Source organism: Streptomyces antarcticus, assembly GCF_026627255.1.
Lineage (GTDB): Bacteria > Actinomycetota > Actinomycetes > Streptomycetales > Streptomycetaceae > Streptomyces > Streptomyces antarcticus.
In genome coordinates this window covers 123,825-140,093 of the sequence record NZ_JAPNLM010000023.1, presented here as the reverse complement: position 1 = coordinate 140,093, position 16,269 = coordinate 123,825, and the positions used below count along the sequence as shown (strand labels likewise).

The 16,269-nt window shown below is 74.6% G+C and carries 15 protein-coding genes; 10 read left to right on the top strand and 5 right to left on the bottom strand.

The features are described 5' to 3' along the window. Positions 1-159: 159 nt before the first annotated feature. Positions 160-1,425 (bottom strand): glycoside hydrolase 5 family protein, encoded by a 1,266-nt coding sequence (locus tag OTB16_RS29200; protein ID WP_267723889.1) that lies wholly within the window; start codon positions 1,423-1,425, stop codon positions 160-162. A 481-nt stretch (positions 1,426-1,906) separates the two neighbouring features. On the opposite strand from OTB16_RS29200, the gene OTB16_RS29195 reads away from it, so the two are divergent. Continuing rightward, positions 1,907-2,944 (top strand): LacI family DNA-binding transcriptional regulator, encoded by a 1,038-nt coding sequence (locus OTB16_RS29195; RefSeq protein ID WP_267723887.1) that lies wholly within the window; start codon positions 1,907-1,909, stop codon positions 2,942-2,944. A gap of 84 nt (positions 2,945-3,028) precedes the next feature. Next, a complete protein-coding gene (locus tag OTB16_RS29190; protein WP_267723902.1) occupies positions 3,029-3,952 on the top strand; it encodes an ROK family protein in 924 nt (307 codons plus the stop codon). Positions 3,953-4,003: 51 nt separating this feature from the next. On the opposite strand, the gene OTB16_RS29185 is transcribed toward OTB16_RS29190, so the two are convergent. Then, complete coding sequence (locus tag OTB16_RS29185) at positions 4,004-4,999, bottom strand: TAXI family TRAP transporter solute-binding subunit (RefSeq protein WP_267723885.1); 996 nt, start codon at positions 4,997-4,999, stop codon at positions 4,004-4,006. Between the two features lie 32 nt (positions 5,000-5,031). After that, positions 5,032-5,955 carry a LysR family transcriptional regulator gene (locus OTB16_RS29180; protein WP_267723883.1) on the bottom strand — a complete coding sequence of 308 codons (924 nt, stop codon included), beginning with the start codon at positions 5,953-5,955 and terminating at the stop codon, positions 5,032-5,034. 71 nt (positions 5,956-6,026) lie between these two features. Here OTB16_RS29180 and OTB16_RS29175 point away from each other — a divergent pair, with 71 nt between their 5' ends. From OTB16_RS29175 to OTB16_RS29165, 3 genes are all read left to right on the top strand, one after another. Continuing rightward, a complete protein-coding gene (locus tag OTB16_RS29175) occupies positions 6,027-6,749 on the top strand; it encodes a maleylpyruvate isomerase family mycothiol-dependent enzyme (protein WP_267723881.1) in 723 nt (240 codons plus the stop codon). Further along, complete coding sequence (gene miaB, locus OTB16_RS29170; protein ID WP_267723880.1) at positions 6,746-8,269, top strand: tRNA (N6-isopentenyl adenosine(37)-C2)-methylthiotransferase MiaB; 1,524 nt, start codon at positions 6,746-6,748, stop codon at positions 8,267-8,269. Before OTB16_RS29175 ends, miaB begins: the two co-directional genes overlap by 4 nt. A gap of 142 nt (positions 8,270-8,411) precedes the next feature. Further along, positions 8,412-9,119, top strand: a complete 708-nt coding sequence (locus tag OTB16_RS29165; RefSeq protein ID WP_267723878.1) for a class III extradiol dioxygenase subunit B-like domain-containing protein — start codon at positions 8,412-8,414, stop codon at positions 9,117-9,119. Between the two features lie 40 nt (positions 9,120-9,159). Here the strand turns inward: OTB16_RS29165 and OTB16_RS29160 are convergent, their stop codons facing one another. Together OTB16_RS29160 and OTB16_RS29155 are read right to left on the bottom strand one after the other, a co-directional pair. Then, positions 9,160-9,405 (bottom strand): antitoxin, encoded by a 246-nt coding sequence (locus tag OTB16_RS29160; protein ID WP_267723876.1) that lies wholly within the window; start codon positions 9,403-9,405, stop codon positions 9,160-9,162. 22 nt (positions 9,406-9,427) lie between these two features. Continuing rightward, positions 9,428-9,649: a gliding motility protein gene (locus OTB16_RS29155; protein WP_383912145.1), complete on the bottom strand. Its 222-nt coding sequence runs from the start codon at positions 9,647-9,649 to the stop codon at positions 9,428-9,430. A gap of 164 nt (positions 9,650-9,813) precedes the next feature. Between OTB16_RS29155 and miaA the strand changes: the two genes are divergently transcribed. From miaA to OTB16_RS29130, 5 genes are all read left to right on the top strand, one after another. After that, entirely contained in the window at positions 9,814-10,752 is a 939-nt protein-coding gene (miaA, locus tag OTB16_RS29150; RefSeq protein WP_267723872.1) for a tRNA (adenosine(37)-N6)-dimethylallyltransferase MiaA, read from the top strand. Positions 10,753-10,884: 132 nt separating this feature from the next. Next, positions 10,885-11,406, top strand: a complete 522-nt coding sequence (locus tag OTB16_RS29145) for a hypothetical protein (RefSeq protein ID WP_267723901.1) — start codon at positions 10,885-10,887, stop codon at positions 11,404-11,406. Positions 11,407-11,497: 91 nt separating this feature from the next. Beyond that, positions 11,498-12,373: a diaminopimelate epimerase gene (gene dapF / locus OTB16_RS29140; protein WP_267723870.1), complete on the top strand. Its 876-nt coding sequence runs from the start codon at positions 11,498-11,500 to the stop codon at positions 12,371-12,373. Positions 12,374-12,513: 140 nt separating this feature from the next. Continuing rightward, a complete protein-coding gene (locus OTB16_RS29135; RefSeq protein WP_267723868.1) occupies positions 12,514-14,598 on the top strand; it encodes a RelA/SpoT family protein in 2,085 nt (694 codons plus the stop codon). A gap of 87 nt (positions 14,599-14,685) precedes the next feature. Further along, a complete protein-coding gene (locus OTB16_RS29130) occupies positions 14,686-16,131 on the top strand; it encodes a M1 family metallopeptidase (RefSeq protein ID WP_267723866.1) in 1,446 nt (481 codons plus the stop codon). Positions 16,132-16,269: the final 138 nt, after the last annotated feature.

Here is a 16,269-nt window from a genome sequence, read left to right as displayed (position 1 = left end):
GGGGCGCCGCGGGTGGGGCGGGGGGGGGGGCGCGGGGCCGGGGCCGGGGCCGGGGCGCCGGGCGGGGCAGTGGCCGGGCGGGCGGGGGCCGGGGGTGCGAGGGCGGCGGGCTCGGGGGCCGGGGGTGCGAGGGCGGCGGGCGCCCGGAGCGTGCGGCCGTCAGGCGGGGGGCGGGGCGTGGAGCACCTCCGTGATGCCGCGCGCCGCCAGGTGGGCGCGGTCCCCGGCCCGCTCGGCCAGCACCACCGCCGGACGGACCCCGTCGGCCGTGAGCGCCGCCCAGGCCTCGAAGAAGGTCCCGCCCGGCGCGCACACCGAGCGCCGCGGGGCCTCCTCCGCCCCGCCGACGTCCACGGCCAGCGCGGTGGTCCGTACGGCGGGCCGGTGCTCCCGGCCCCGCCACTCCTCGGTGATCCGGGCGATGGCCGCGCCGGCCGGTTTGGTCCGCCGGTCGGCGGTGAGGAGCCCGAGGCCGTATTCCAGCTCCGGGAAGTCCGCCAGCTCGCGGGACACGTCGTGCGAGCACCACCAGGTCACCCCCCACACGTCCGCGCAGTCCAGGGCGTTCGCCACGGTGGCCTCGGTGAAGCGCGCCGCCCGCCCCGGCCGGATCAGCGGCGCGGGCGCCCCGGCCTCCTGGAGCCACACCGGCCGGTGCGGGTCGAGGGCCCAGGCCTTCGACAACTCGATCAGGTACGCGGCGTGGTGCTCGGTCGCCGTCCCGGACGGGCCGTGCCGCTGCGCGGTGCCGTTGAACACCCAGGAGTGCACCGCGGTGGCCGCCCCCAGCCGCGCGGCCTGGGCCGCGGTGAAGGGGTGCCCGTCGCGGTACCAGGCGGCGTCGTACTCCGCGTGCACGTGGGACCGGCCGGGCGCGCCCCGCTCGCAGGCGGCGAGCATCCGCTCCAGCCAGCGTCCGGCCTGCTCGCGGGTGATCCGGTCGGGGTCGGGGTGCGGGTCGTCGGCGAACTGGTTGATCTCGTTGCCCACGGTCATGCCCAGGAAGTTCGGCCGGCCGGCGAGGGCGGCGGCCAGCGTGCGCAGGTACTCCTCCTGCGCGGCCAGCACCTCCGGATCGGCGAAGAGGCTGCGCCGGTGCCAGGTCCTCGTCCAGGAGGGCAGGAAGTCGAAGCTCGACAAGTGCCCTTGCAGACCGTCCACGTTGACGTCGAGGCCCCGCTCGGCGGCCGCGTCGGCCAGCGCGAGCAGTTGCTCGACCGCGCGCGGACGGATCAGCGTCCGGTTCGGCTGGAAGACCGGCCACAGCGGGAAGACGCGGACGTGGTCCAGACCGAGCGAGGCGATCGAGTCGAGGTCGGCCCGGACCTCGTCGAGGTCGAAGTCCAGCCAGTGGTGGAACCAGCCCCGCGTCGGCGTGTAGTTCGCGCCGAAGCGGAGGGTGCGGGGGGCGGCTTCGCCGTGCATGGGGGTTCCCGGAGTCGGGGTTCAGGGGAATGCGCCGGACGACGCACTTTCCGCGCTCCCGGGAGATAAGTCAACAGGGCGTCCGGCGAACTCGGTCGGGCTCCAGCTAATGCGCTTCAGTCCCGTTGGCAGAAGGGCTCATACGCCTCGGCGTGCTGTGCACCATGCGCTTTAGTGGTGTTCGGAAAATGGCTCGAAACCGGGAAGGCGGCGGAAAAGGGCAGCGGTATTCCGGTCATCTCCGTGGCCACGTCGGACCTCTTCCCCGGGCCGCCGGAACCAGTCGCGCGGGCGGTGCGTCCGGATCCGGAAGGAGCGGCGCGGCGGACGTCCGTACGTCCGCGGGGTGCCGGTCCGGCGGACGTCCGTACGGGCGGGCGGTGGCCCAGGCGGTGTGCCGGGGCCCGATCGCGTACCGTCCGGCCATCGCCGTCCGTATTCCGCCGCGCGCGGCCCTCCCGAAGGACGAATGAGGCAGGCCATGGCCCGCAGACCCACCATCAAGGACATCGCCCGCCAGGCCGGGGTGTCGGAGAGCGCCGTGTCCTTCGCGCTCAACGACCGGCCGGGCGTCTCCCACGACACCCGCGCCCGGATCCGCCGGGTCGCCGAAGAGCTCGGCTGGCAGGCCAACAGCGCCGCCCGCGCCCTGTCCGGCGACCGCTCCGGAGCCGTCGGTCTCGTCCTCGCCAGGCCCGCGCACACCCTCGGCGTCGAGTCCTTCTTCCTCCAGCTGGTCTCCGGCGTCCAGGAGGCCCTCTCCGCCGCCCGGACCGCCCTGCTGTTCCAGGTGGTCGAGGACATCGACGCGGAGTGCGCGCTCTACCGCCGCTGGTGGGCCGAGCGCCGCGTGGACGGGGTCCTCGTCGTCGACCCGCGTACGCGGGACCCGCGCCCGGAGCTGCTGGAGCGCCTCGCCCTGCCCGCCGTCACCGTCGGCGAGGCCGAGCCGTCCGCCGGCCTGTCCGCGGTGCGCGCGGACGACGCCGGCGCCATGGCCCAGGTCCTCGACCACCTCCACGGGCTGGGCCACCGGCGGATCGTCCACGTCGCCGGGCTGCCCGACCTCGCCCACACGGCCCGCCGGATCGAGTCCCTGCGGGCGCAGGCGGCACGGCGCGGCCTTGGCCCCGGACAGGTGCGCTCGGTGGTCACCGACTACTCCGACGCCGAGGGCGCCGCCGCCACCCGCCGGGTCCTGGCCGCGCCCGGACCGCCCACCGCGCTCGTCTACGACAACGACGTGATGGCCCTGGCCGGCCTCGCGGTCGCCGCCGAGCTGGGCATCCCCGTACCGGGCCGGCTGTCGATCGTGGCCTGGGACGACTCCGCGCTGTGCCGGGTCACCCACCCCCGGCTCACCGCCCTCGTCCGCGACACCGCGGGCTTCGGGCGGATGGCGGCCGAGGAGCTCCTCGCCGTCCTGGGCGGCAGCGCCCCGCGGGTCCGGGAGAGCGAGCGGCCGAGGCTGGAGCCCCGGGAGAGCACGGCGCCACCCGCGGCGCATACTGAATCCTGACCCCTTCCTGGAGCCGCCACCGTGACCACCCCCACCGCCCCCTTCCCCGCACCGCGGGCCGGCGCCCCGGCGTCCGGCCCGACCGTGGCGATCGACATCGGCGGTACGAAGATCGCCGGGGCGCTCGTCCACCCCGACGGCACGATGACGGCCGCCACCCGGCGGCCGACCCCGCGCGGTACGGACGCCGAGGCCGTCATGGCGGCGGTGACCGAGGTGATCGCCGATCTGTCCGGCTCCCCGCTGTGGTCCTCGGCGGTCCGCTGCGGGATCGGCAGCGCGGGCCCGGTGGACACCTCCCGGGGCACGGTCAGCCCGGTCAACATCGGGGCGTGGCGGGAGTTCCCGGTCCAGGCCCGCGTCGCGGCCGAACTCGCGGCGCGCGGGACGGAACTGCCCACCGTCCTGGCCGGCGACGGCGTCGCGATGACCGCCGCCGAACACTGGCTCGGTGCGGCCCAGGGGCACGCGAACGCGCTCTGCATGGTGGTGTCCACGGGGGTCGGCGGCGGCCTGATCCTGAACAACCAGCTCCACCCCGGCCCCACGGGCAACGCGGGCCACATCGGCCACATCAGCGTGGCCTTCGACGGTGAGCGGTGCGCCTGCGGCGGCCACGGCTGCGTCGAGTCGATCGCCTCCGGCACGGCCATCGCCCGCTGGGCCCTCGCCCAGGGCTGGAGCCCCGGCGAGGACGCCACGGCGGCGGGCGTGGCGGCCGCCGCCGACGCGGGCGACCCGGTCGCCCGGGCCGCCTTCGACCGGGCCGGCCGCGCCCTGGCCGCGGCCATCGCGGCCACCGCGACCCTCGTCGAGACGGACATCGCGGTCATCGGGGGCGGCGTCGCCGCTTCCGGCGACACCCTCTTCGCCCCGATCCGCAGCCACCTGGCCGCCTACGCCACGCTCTCCTTCGTCAAGGAGCTGCGGGTGGTACCGGCGGCCCTGGGCACCGACGCCGGGCTGATCGGCGCGGCCGCGGCGGCGACGATGCTGCTGCCGGCCTGAGGGGCGTCGGGGGCATCAGGGGCCCTGGAAAGGGCCGAGCGGCGTGCGGCGCTACGGCTTGACCGAGCGGTAGTAGCGCCGGGCACCCTCGTGCAGGTCCAGCGGGTCGGTGTAGATCGCCGTACGCAGGTCCACCAGCTGCGCCGCGTGCACCTCGCGCCCGATCCCGTCGCGGCTGAGGATCACGGTCCGGGTGAACTGCTCGGTCAGCTCCGGATCCGCCTTCTCCGTGGTCACCAGCAGGTTCGGTACGGCCAGCGTCGCCACCGCGCTGGTGTTGCGGGCCAGCGTGTACGCGTCCTGCGGCATCACGGCCGCCCGGTAGTAGCGGGCCGGGCTCCCGCTCGCCTGGAGCTGCTCCACCAGGTCGCCCAGCTGCACGAGCCGGATCTCGAACCGCTCCGACAGCTCGCGCACCGCGTTGGTCGGGAGGCCGCCGGACCAGAAGAACGCGTCGATCCGGCCCGCCTCCAGCTCGGCCGGCATGGTGTCGATGCCTATGGACACCGGGGTGATGTCGCGGCGCGGGTCCAGTTTGGCCGCCGTCAGCAGCCGTTCCGAGATGAGCCGCACCCCGGAGCCGTCCTGGCCGACCGCCACCCGCTTCCCGCGCAGGTCCCGTGCCGACTGCACCGGGGAGCCCGCCGGGACCACCAGCTGCACGTAGTCGTCGTAGAGCCGGGCGACCCCGCGCAGCCAGGCCGCGCCGGGCTTCCCGTCCTGCCGGTACTTGGCGACCGCGTCCGCCGTCGCCACCGTGAAGTCCGCCTCGCCGGAGGTGATCCGCTGGAGGTTCTGCTGCGAGCCCTCGCTCGTCTCCAGCCGCACCTTCACCTCGGGCATGTCCTGTCGCAGCTCCTGCTCCAGCAACTGTCCGTAGCGGTGGTAGACCCCGGTACGGACACCCGTGCTGAAGGCCAGCCCGCCCTTGAGTTCCGGCGCGCTGAAAGGTTTCAGCCACCACGCCAGGACCCCGAGCACGGCCAGGACGGCCACCAGGGCCCGCAGGGCGTGGCGCCTGCTGATCCGGGGCGGTACGAGAGGCATGGCCGCGATCCTGCCACCCGCCCGCCGTCCTGTCACGGCGCGCCCTCCCGAACCCCCGCCCGCAGCCGGCCCAGCAGCTCCCGCGCCGCGGGCGAGGCCGGACCCTCCGTACGCCACGCCAGCGCGACCCGGCCGCGCAGCACCGGCTCTACGACGCGCAGCCCCCGCACCCCGCTCCCGGCCGCCTCCGCCGACTCCGCGCCGGACGGGACCACCGCGACGCCCAGCCCCCGGGCCGCCAGTCGGACCAGCACCCCCGGCGCCGCCGCCTCGAAGTCCACCCGCGGCGCGAACCCGGCCTCCGCGCACGCCCGCTCCAGCACCGCGCGCAGCCCGGTCCCCCGCGGCAGGCTGATCAGCGGCCGCCCGCGCAGCGCCGCCAGCGGGATCGCGCCGTCCACGGACTCGCGTACGAGGGGGTCGCCGGCCCGGACCACCGCCACCAGCGGCTCGTCGACCACCACCCGTGCGCGGACCCCCGCCGGCGGCTCCCCGGACAGCCCGACCACCGCGACGTCCAGCTCCCCGCGCAGCAGGGCGGCCAGCATCCGGTCCGAGGTGTCCTCGGCCAGCGCGATCTCCACCCCGGGGTGCGCGTCGTGGAAGTCGCCGAGCACCCCCACCACGTCGAACCCGTCGACCACCGCCGCGGCCGCCCCCGGGACCAGCCCGAGCGCCACCCGGCCCCGCAGCAGTCCCGAGAACTCGTCGGCCGTGCGCCGCACGCCCTCCACCGCCGCCAGTGCGGCCCGCGCGTACGGGAGCACGGCCTCGCCCGCCTCCGTGGGCGTGACCCGCCGCCCCGACCGGTCGAGCAGCCGCTGCCCCAGCTCCCGCTCCAACTGCCGGACCTGGGCGCTCACCCCCGGCTGCGACACGTGCAGGCGTGCTCCGGCCCGGGTGAAGCCGCCCTCCTCCACCACTGCCACGAAGTACCGCAGCTGCGTCAGCTCCATAACGCCGGATTATAGAAAGCAGAAGGAACCGCACTTGGACTTATGCGCTACCGGCCGTCGACCCTGGTGCCATGAGCCGATCCGCGCACCGCACCGAAAACCGATCCGCGAACCGATTCACCCACCGCTCCACGAGCCGCTCCACGTACCGGGCCGCCCGGCGCCGCACGATCGCCGCGGCCGCCGCCGCGGAGCGCCGCGACATGGCCGACCTGCTCGACGGGCTCGACCCCGGCCAGTGGGACGCCCCGTCCCTCTGCTCCGGCTGGCGCGTCCGCGAGGTCGCCGCCCACCTGTCGCTCGGCTTCCGCACCTCCCTCCCAGGGTTCGCCGCCGAGCTGCTGCGCGCCCGCGGCAGCCTGCACGGCATGACCGACCGGACCGCCCGCCGCGACGCCGCCGCCTTCACCCCGCACGAGCTGGCCGCCCTCCTTCGCGAGCACGCGGACCACCCGTGGAAGCCCCCGGCCGGCGGGCCCGCCGGCGCACTCGCCCACGATGTGGTCCATGGCCTCGACATCACCACCGCCCTCGGCCACCCGCGCCGCGTCCCGGAGGACCGGCTGCGGCTCCTCCTGGACGCCGTCACCCCGCGCGGCCTGCGCTTCTTCGGGGTGGACCTGGCCGGCATCCGGCTGTGCGCCGACGACCTCGACTGGTCCCTCGGCGAGGGCGACCCGGTGTACGGCGACGCCCAGGACCTGCTGTCCGTCCTCTTCGGCCGCCGCCTGCCGCGGGGCAGGCTGCACGGGGGACCGGAGGGCTCCCGGGTACCGCCTACCCTTGTCGTATGACCAGCAGCAGCGACCGGAGCACGGCAGTGGACGTCAAGGGAACATACGAGGTGCGCACCTACGGGTGCCAGATGAACGTGCACGACTCCGAGCGGCTGTCCGGTCTGCTGGAGGGCGCGGGGTACACGCGTGCCCCCGAGGGCTCCGACGGCGACGCCGACGTGGTCGTGTTCAACACCTGCGCCGTCCGCGAGAACGCCGACAACAAGCTCTACGGCAACCTCGGCCGGCTCGCCCCGATGAAGACCAAGCGCCCCGGCATGCAGATCGCGGTCGGCGGCTGCCTCGCCCAGAAGGACCGCGACACGATCGTCAAGCGGGCCCCTTGGGTCGACGTCGTGTTCGGCACGCACAACATCGGCAAGCTCCCCGTGCTGCTGGAGCGCGCCCGCGTCCAGGAAGAGGCGCAGGTCGAGATCGCCGAGTCGCTGGAGGCCTTCCCCTCCACGCTGCCGACCCGCCGCGAGTCCGCGTACGCCGCCTGGGTCTCGATCTCCGTCGGCTGCAACAACACCTGCACCTTCTGCATCGTCCCCGCGCTGCGCGGCAAGGAGGAGGACCGCCGTCCCGGCGACATCCTCGCCGAGGTCGAGGCACTGGTCGCCGAGGGCGTCTCGGAGATCACCCTGCTCGGCCAGAACGTGAACGCGTACGGGTCCGACCTCGGCGACCGCGAGGCGTTCGGCAAGCTGCTGCGCGCCTGCGGGCAGATCGAGGGCCTGGAGCGGGTCCGCTTCACCTCCCCGCACCCGCGCGACTTCACGGACGACGTGATCGAGGCGATGGCGCAGACCCCGAACGTCATGCCGCAGCTGCACATGCCGATGCAGTCCGGCTCCGACACGATCCTCAAGGCGATGCGCCGCTCGTACCGCCAGGAGCGCTTCCTCGGCATCATCGAGAAGGTCCGCGCCGCCATCCCGCACGCCGCGATCTCCACCGACATCATCGTGGGCTTCCCCGGCGAGACGGAGGAGGACTTCCAGCAGACGATGCACGCCGTGCGCGAGGCCCGCTTCGCGAACGCCTTCACCTTCCAGTACTCCAAGCGGCCCGGCACCCCCGCCGCCGACATGGACGGGCAGATCCCCAAGGAGGTCGTCCAGGAGCGCTACATGCGGCTGGTCGCCCTCCAGGAGGAGATCTCCTGGGAGGAGAACAAGAAGCAGGTCGGCCGCACCCTGGAGGTCATGGCCGCGGAGGGCGAGGGCCGCAAGGACGGCGCCACGCACCGCCTCTCCGGCCGCGCCCCCGACAACCGCCTGGTCCACTTCACGAAGCCGGAGGCGGAGGTCCGCCCCGGCGACGTGGTCACCGTGGACATCACCTACGCCGCCCCGCACCACCTGCTGGCCGAGGGCCCGACGCGCTCCGTGCGCCGCACCCGGGCCGGCGACGCCTGGGAGAAGCGCAACGCCGCCCCGGCCGGCCCTGAGGGTGTCATGCTCGGCATCCCGACCCTGGGCGTCCCGGCGCCCCTGCCGGCCGTCACCTCCGGCTGCGCGGTCGCGCAGGGCTGACGGGACCCGCCGCGGGCCCCGGTGACGGGAGCCGCCGAGGGGGGACCGCCGCGGGGGAGCGGCCGAGGGGGAGCCGCCGCCGGCAACCGCTCGGCGGGCCGCCGCCGGGTTCGCCCGGCGGGACCGCGTTAGGCTGCGGATCATGCTTGTTGCCGCCGCTGTCTGCCCCGCCCCGCCGCTGCTCGTGCCCGAGGTCGCGGCGGGGGCCGCCGCCGAACTCGGCGACGCCCGCACCGCCTGTTCCGACGCCCTCGCCGTGCTCGCCGCCTCGCGCCCCGATCTGCTGGTCGTCGTCGGGGCCGCCGACCGGGGCCACCGCGGGCCCTACCCGCAGGGTGCCCGGGGCACCTTCCGGGACTTCGGGGTCGGGGCGGGCGTACAGCTCGGGGAGGGTGACGAGGGGCCGCGCCTGCTGCCCCCGTCCCTCGCCGTGGGCGCCTGGCTGCTGGCGCACGCCCGCTGGGGCGCCGCCCCGGTGGAGGGGCTCGGCGTCGCGGAGCCCCTGGACACCGCCGACTGCCTGCGGGCCGGCCGGGAACTCGCCGCCCGGGACACCCGCGTCGCGCTGCTCGTGATGGGCGACGGCAGCGCCTGCCGGACCCTGAAGGCCCCCGGTTACCTCGACGAGCGGGCCGCCGCCTTCGACGCGGCCGTCGGCCGCGCGCTCGGCGCCGCCGACACCGCCGCCCTCGCCGCCCTCGACCCCGGGCTCGCGGCCGAGCTCCAGGCCGCCGGCCGGGCTCCGTGGCAGGTCCTGGCGGGCGCCGCGGAGGGCGCGGGCCTCGACGGGCGCCTGCTGTACGAGGACGCGCCGTACGGCGTCGGCTACTTCGTCGCCACCTGGTCGTAGCCCGGGGCCGGACCGGCCCCGGACGTGCGGGAGGGGCGCGTCAGGGAGTGACCGGCGGCGTCGGCCCGCCGGGAGAGTCCTTGTGCGCGACCTTGCCCAGGGCGTCCTTCGCCTTGCCGGTGCCATTCGTGATCTGGCCGCTGTACTTGCCCTTGGTCTTGGAGTCCACGGCCTTGGCGACCTTGTCCAGACCCTCGCCGATCTTGCCCTCGTGCTGCTGCGCGAGGGCGCCGACCTTGTCCTTCGCCGGAGCGAGCTTGGCCTTCAGATTGTCCAGCAGACCCATGGGGCACCTTCCGTTGGCGTAACTACGTACGGGCGCCCTCGCCGGCCTCGCTGTCCGCTGCGACCTCGGCCGACTGCTGCTTCGGAATCTCCACGGCCTCCGCCGCCGGGGCTCCCGCTTCCGCAACAGCCGGCGCGGCCTCGGCCCCCTCGGCCGAACCGGACTCCGCAGTCAGGGCCCCGTCCGCGACCCGGTCGGTCGCGTCCTCGTCCTTACTGCCGAAAAACCGACTAAAAATGCCCATGTCTACTCCCATAACGCTACTCGTGTGAGTGAAGTTCCGCTGTGACCGGACCGGCCTCCCACGGTGGCGCGCCGGGCCGGAACCACGCCAGGGCAACGACTGCGACCCGGCCCCGTCACGTAGCCCGATCGGGTACATGCCGCAGGGTTTGCGAGACTGGGGCCGTGAGGAAAGCAGCCCCCGCCCCGCGGGTCATCGCCGTCGTCGGTCCCACCGCGGCCGGAAAGTCCGATCTGGGCGTAGCCCTGGCCCGTCATTTCGGCGGTGAAGTCGTCAACGCGGACTCCATGCAGCTGTACCGGGGGATGGACATCGGCACCGCCAAGCTGACGCCGGGGGAACGCGGCGGCGTCCCGCACCGCCTCCTCGACGTCTGGGACGTCACCGAGACGGCCAGCGTCGCCGAGTACCAGCGCCTGGCCCGCGCCGAGATCGACGCTCTCCTCGCGCAGGGCCGTACACCGGTCCTCGTCGGAGGCTCCGGCCTCTACGTCCGGGGCGCCCTCGACGCCATGGAGTTCCCCGGCACCGATCCCGAGGTCCGCGCCCGGCTGGAGGAAGAGGCGACGCTCCGCGGCCCCGGCGCCCTGCACGCGCGGCTCGCCGCCGCCGACCCGGCCGCCGCGCAGGCCATCCTCCCGAGCAACGGCCGCCGGATCGTCCGCGCGCTCGAGGTCATCGAGATCACCGGCCGCCCCTTCACCGCGAACCTCCCCGGCCACGAGTCGGTCTACGACACCGTGCAGATCGGCGTCGACGTGGCCCGGCCCGAGCTCGACGAGCGGATCGCGCTGCGCGTGGACCGCATGTGGGAGGACGGCCTGGTCGACGAGGTCCGCGCACTGGAGGCCCGCGGCCTGCGCGACGGGATCACCGCCTCCAGGGCCCTCGGCTACCAGCAGGTACTGGCCGCGCTCGCCGGGGAGTGCACCGAGGAGGAGGCGCGGACCGAGACCGTCCGGGCCACCAAGCGCTTCGCGCGCCGCCAGGACTCCTGGTTCCGCAGGGACCCGCGGGTGAACTGGCTCAGCGGGGGTGTGGCCGACCGCGGGGAACTCCCCGGACTCGCGCAGTCGTTGGTCGAACGAGCGGTCACAGCCTGATCACGTGATGGCATCGGGACGCCCCGGGCGCCCGTCGCGGGGCCGGGGGCGTGCCATCATCACATTCATGCCGGTGTGGTCACCGGTGCTGAACTGCGGCGTACTGAGTCCGAGTGGGGAGGGCGCGTGGCGATGGAGGCCGGCCCTCGTGACACCGGGCGGGACGACCCCCTGTGGGGAGCGGACCCGACGCTCCTGCACCAGCCGGACGGGCCTGACGGCCCCGCAGGGCTGGGGCTTCCCGCCGATCCGGTGCGCCTGACCCCGGACGGGCCGGACGCCCCGGACCCCGCCGGAGCCGACGCTGCCGTGGGCCCCGAGTTCGAGGTCGAACTGCGCCCGCAGCGCCGCCTGCGCCTGTGGCAGATCGCACCCATCGTGATGCTCGCCGCCACCGGTTCGCTGATGTTCGCCTTTCCCCTCGCCTTCGAGTTCGGCGACGGCGGAGCGGTCGTCGCCATGCTCGGCTTCCTGATCAGCTGCTGCGCCGGCGGCTGGGGGATGATGGCCGCGCGCCGCGTGGGCTACACCTGGCCCGGGCTTCCGGCCCGGGGGAGCGGCCGCCGGCCCGACTGGCGCATGGCCGCGCTGTACGCGGCGATCGCGCTGGGCGTCGTGGCCCTGGCCGTCTACCGGGTCGCCAGGCTCCGCTAGACCGTTCTCCGCCACCGGTGCCGGGAAACGGCCCGCGTGCCGCCCGGGAGGGGCTCCGTACCCGCCGGGAGGGCCTCGGTACCATGGGCTGGTGACGCACACCACCCTCTCCTTCCTCAAGGGCCACGGCACCGAGAACGACTTCGTGATCGTCCCGGACCCGGACAACGCCGTCGAGCTGCCCGCGTCGGCCGTCGCCCGGCTCTGCGACCGGCGCGCCGGGATCGGCGCCGACGGTGTGCTCCACGTCGTGCGGTCCGCCGCCCACCCCGAGGCGGCGCACCTGGCCGACGAGGCCGAGTGGTTCATGGACTACCGCAACAGCGACGGCTCCGTCGCCGAGATGTGCGGCAACGGCGTGCGCGTCTTCGCCCGCTACCTCCAGCACGCCGGCCACGTCGAACCCGGGGACCTCGCCATCGCGACCAGGGGCGGGGTCAAGCGCGTCCACCTCGACAAGGACGGCGACGTCACCGTCTCCATGGGCCGCGCCGAGCTCCCCGAGGGCGACGTCACCGTCACGGTCGGCGCCACGAGCTGGCCCGCGCGCAACGTGAACATGGGCAACCCGCACGCCGTGGCCTTCGTCGACAGCCTCGACGACGCCGGAAACCTCCTCGCCGCCCCCTCCTTCGCCCCGGTGTCCGCCTACCCGACGGGCGTCAACGTCGAGTTCGTCGTCGACCGCGGCCCCCGGCACGTCGCCATGCGCGTGCACGAGCGCGGCTCCGGCGAGACCCGCTCCTGCGGCACCGGCGCCTGCGCCGTCGCCGTGGCCGCCATCCGCCGCGACGGCGCGGACCCGGCCGCCACCGGCGCACCGGTCACCTACACCGTCGACCTCCCCGGCGGCACGCTGGTCATCACCGAGCACCCCGACGGGCGGATCGACATGACCGGACCGGCCGTCATCGTGGCCGCGGGCGAGTTCGACCCGGCCTGGCTCACCGAAACGGCTTTCGGCTGAAGCTTCCCTCCAATGGGTGATCCGTTTCACGCTGAGCGAGAGGTGGACTGCGCCACGTGGTGGGGTCGGTAACATCAGGCACCGGCCCTGAGGGCGCACCCCATGCCCGCCACCGCCGGTCGAAGCCGCCGGAGGTGCCCATGAGTGCAGAGGCCACGAACCCCGAAGCACACCCCGAAGTGCGCCCTGAGCTCCGCAGACGCGGCCGGACCAGGCTCGATCTGCGCCGGCTCGGGCGCGCGGCCCTGCTCGGCCCCACCTCCCGGGACCGTCTCCCGGACGCCATCGGGCACGTCGCCGAGGCGCACCGCGCCCACCATCCGGACGCCGATCTGTCCGTATTGCGGCGCGCCTACCTGCTCGCGGAGACCTCGCACCGCGGTCAAATGCGCAAGAGCGGTGAGCCGTACATCACACATCCGCTCGCCGTCACCCTGATCCTGGCCGAACTGGGCGCCGAGACAACGACGTTGACGGCCTCGCTCCTCCACGACACCGTCGAGGACACCGACGTGACCCTCGATCAGGTCGGCGAGGAGTTCGGCGACGAGGTCCGCTTCATCGTCGACGGAGTCACCAAGGTCGAGAAGATCGACTACGGCGCCGCCGCCGAACCCGAGACCTTCCGCAAGATGCTCGTCGCCACCGGCAACGACGTCCGCGTCATGTCCATCAAACTCGCCGACCGGCTGCACAACATGCGGACCCTGGGCGTCATGCGCCCCGAAAAACAGGCCCGCATCGCCAAGGTCACCCGCGACGTGCTCATCCCCCTCGCCGAACGGCTCGGCGTCCAGGCCCTGAAGACCGAGCTGGAAGACCTCGTCTTCGCGATCCTGCACCCCGAGGAGTACGAGCGCACCCGCGCCCTCATCTCCGCCCACGCCGGCGAGCGCGACCCGCTGCCCGCCATCGCCGACTCCGTACGGACCGTACTGCGCGACGCCGGCATCACCGCCGAGGTACAGGTCCGCCCGCGGCACTTCGTGTCCGTGCACCGGATCGCCCTCAAGCGCGGCGAGCTGCGCGGCTCCGACTTCGGCCGCATCCTCGTCCAGGTCGGCGAGAACGCCGACTGCTACGCGGTGCTGGGCGAGATGCACACCTGCTTCACACCGGTCGTCTCCGAGTTCAAGGACTTCATCGCCGCCCCGAAGTTCAACCTCTACCAGTCCCTGCACACCGCCGTCGCCACGCCCGAGGGGTACGTCGCCGAGGTCATCGTCCGGACCCGGCAGATGCACCGCGTCGCGGAGGCCGGTGTGGTCGCGCTCGGCAACCCGTACACCACCGGCACCCCGCCGGAAGCCGCCGCCGACTGCGACGAGGAGCGGGTGGACCCGACGCGGCCCGGCTGGCTCTCGCGCCTGCTCGACTGGCAGGAGTCCGCGCCCGACCCCGACACCTTCTGGAGCGTCCTTCGCGCCGAGCTCGCCCAGGACCGGGAGATCACCGTGTTCCGGGCCGACGGCGGCACCCTGGGCCTGCCCGCCGGGGCCAGCTGTATCGACGCCGCCTACGCCCAGCACGGCGAGGCGGCGCACGGCTGTATCGGCGCCCGGGTCAACGGGCGCCTCACCTCGCTCTCCTCCCCCCTCTCCGACGGGGACACCGTGCAGCTGCTGCTCGCGCACGACGCCTCCTCCGGGCCCGCCGCCGAGTGGCTCGACCACGCGCGGACCCCCGCCGCCCGGATCGCCATCAGCAGCTGGCTCCAGGCCCACCCCGACCTGGCCATGGCCACCACCTCGGCCGCCCGCGCGCCGCTGTCCGTGGTCGGCGCCCGCGGCGACGGGGGCAACGCCGTCGCCGACCTGCCCGACGCCACCGTGCGCCTCGCCGGGTGCTGCACCCCGGTGCCGCCCGACGCGGTCGCCGGCTTCGTGGTCCGGGGCGGCGCCGTCACCGTGCACCGCGTGCAGTGCGCCGCCGTGGCGCGGATGCGCGCGGTGGGGCGCACCTCCGTCGCCGTGCACTGGAGGGCCACCGCGGACTGCCGCGTCACGCTCCTCGCCGAATCCTTCGGCCGCCCGCACCTGCTGGCCGACCTGACCGAGGCCATCGCCCGCGAGGGGGTCGAGGTCGTCTCCGCCACCGTCGAACCCCCGGTCGAACAGCGCGTCCGCCACACGTACACCCTGCAACTGCCCGACGCGACGGGGCTGACCGCGCTGATGCGGGCGATGCGGGACGTGCCGGGGGTCTACGACGTCAGCCGGGCGTAACGGCCTCCTCCGCCGGGCCGACCCGTTCGGGTGGCCCTGGCGCGCGCCGTTCGCGGCCGCGCGGCCGGCGCTGGTAAGCGGTGGTGGATGCAGCTCACCTCCCCACGCCTGCGCGCCGCCCTGCTCGCCGCGGCCTCCCTCACCCTCGTCGCCGCCGTGCTGCCCCCGCCGGCGCCGCTGGGCATCGGCGACCGGCTGTTCCCGGAGCTCGGGAACCCCGGGTACGACGTGCTCTCGTACGACCTGTCCTTCACGTACAAGGACAACCGCACCCCCCTCGACGCCGTCACCGTGATCAACGCCCGGGCCCTGCGGCCGATGGAGCGGATCAACCTGGACTTCACCCACGGGAAGGTGGCCTCCGTCGAGGTCAACGGGGAGCCGGCCCGGTTCGAGAGCGCGGGGGAGGATCTCGTACTGACCCCCGCGCGGCCGGTGGCGGGCAGCGGGCCGCTGCACATCACCGTCCGGCACACCAGCGACCCGCGCGGACGCGGCGACGGCGGCTGGGTGCCCACCGAGGACGGCCTGGCCATGGCCAACCAGGCCGACGCCGCCCACCGGGTCTTCCCCTGCAACGACCACCCCGCCGACAAGGCGTTCTTCACCTTCCGGATCACCGCCCCGGACGGGCTCACGGCCGTGGCCAACGGGATCCCGGGGGCGCTCCCGGCCCGCCGGGCCGGATCCGCCACGACCTGGACGTACCGGACCCTGCACCCGATGGCCACCGAGCTGGCCCAGGTGTCCGTCGGCCGCTCCGCCGTCGTCCACGGCACCGGACCGCACGGGCTGCCGCTGCGCGACGTGGTGCCCGCCGCCGACCGGGAGCGGCTGGACCCGTGGCTGAAGAAGACCGCGGGCCACGTCGCGTGGATGGAGGAGCGGGTCGGCCGCTACCCCTTCGAGAACTACGGCGTGCTGATCGCCCGGGCCACGACCGGGTTCGAGCTCGAGACGCAGACCCTCTCGCTCTTCGAGCACAGCCTGTTCTCCGGGGAGGGCTACCCCGAGTGGTACGTCGAGTCCGTGATGGTCCACGAACTGGCCCACCAGTGGTTCGGGGACAGCGTGAGCCCGCGCACCTGGTCCGACCTGTGGCTCAACGAGGGACACGCCACCTGGTACGAGGCGCTGTACGCCGACGGCCTCGGCAAGTACTCCCTGGAGCGGCGCATGCGCGAGGCGTACCAGCGCTCCGACCAGTGGCGGGCGGCCGGCGGCCCCCCGGCCGCCCCGAAGGCCGCCGCCCCCGGGGAGAAGATCGGGCTGTTCCGGCCGGTGGTCTACGACGGCGCCGCGCTGATCCTGTACGCGCTGCGCCAGGAGATCGGCACCCAGGCCTTCGACCGGGTCGAGCGGCGCTGGGTGGCGGAGCACAAGGACGGCGTCGCGGGCACGGCGGACTTCGTACGCCTGGTCTCCCGCGAGGCGGGCCGGGACCTCGGGCCCTTCCTGGAGCCGTGGCTGTACGGGAAGACGACGCCCGCGATGCCCGGCCACCCCGAATGGGGCAGCCCGAAAAGCGTGTGACCGACGGCGAGCGGGCATGTCACCATCGACGGGGCCGTGCGGGGAATCCCCCGGCGGTGTGACACGTTGAACGTGACAGTGTGCCGTGACAGCTGCCGAGACAACGGACGGCACACACGGCACGCGTTCCACGGGCCG

What these genes read in the sequence shown, in the direction of transcription:
- OTB16_RS29200 (WP_267723889.1), bottom strand. Translation starts at nt 1,425, where the DNA reads ATGCACGGCGAAGCCGCCCCCCGCACCCTCCGCTTCGGCGCGAACTAC.
- OTB16_RS29195 (WP_267723887.1), top strand. Translation starts at nt 1,907, where the DNA reads ATGGCCCGCAGACCCACCATCAAGGACATCGCCCGCCAGGCCGGGGTG.
- OTB16_RS29185 (WP_267723885.1), bottom strand. Translation starts at nt 4,999, where the DNA reads ATGCCTCTCGTACCGCCCCGGATCAGCAGGCGCCACGCCCTGCGGGCC.
- OTB16_RS29180 (WP_267723883.1), bottom strand. Translation starts at nt 5,955, where the DNA reads ATGGAGCTGACGCAGCTGCGGTACTTCGTGGCAGTGGTGGAGGAGGGC.
- OTB16_RS29175 (WP_267723881.1), top strand. Translation starts at nt 6,027, where the DNA reads ATGAGCCGATCCGCGCACCGCACCGAAAACCGATCCGCGAACCGATTC.
- miaB (WP_267723880.1), top strand. Translation starts at nt 6,746, where the DNA reads ATGACCAGCAGCAGCGACCGGAGCACGGCAGTGGACGTCAAGGGAACA.
- OTB16_RS29165 (WP_267723878.1), top strand. Translation starts at nt 8,412, where the DNA reads ATGCTTGTTGCCGCCGCTGTCTGCCCCGCCCCGCCGCTGCTCGTGCCC.
- OTB16_RS29160 (WP_267723876.1), bottom strand. Translation starts at nt 9,405, where the DNA reads ATGGGTCTGCTGGACAATCTGAAGGCCAAGCTCGCTCCGGCGAAGGAC.
- OTB16_RS29155 (WP_383912145.1), bottom strand. Translation starts at nt 9,649, where the DNA reads ATGGGCATTTTTAGTCGGTTTTTCGGCAGTAAGGACGAGGACGCGACC.
- OTB16_RS29145 (WP_267723901.1), top strand. Translation starts at nt 10,885, where the DNA reads ATGGAGGCCGGCCCTCGTGACACCGGGCGGGACGACCCCCTGTGGGGA.
- OTB16_RS29135 (WP_267723868.1), top strand. Translation starts at nt 12,514, where the DNA reads ATGAGTGCAGAGGCCACGAACCCCGAAGCACACCCCGAAGTGCGCCCT.
- OTB16_RS29130 (WP_267723866.1), top strand. Translation starts at nt 14,686, where the DNA reads ATGCAGCTCACCTCCCCACGCCTGCGCGCCGCCCTGCTCGCCGCGGCC.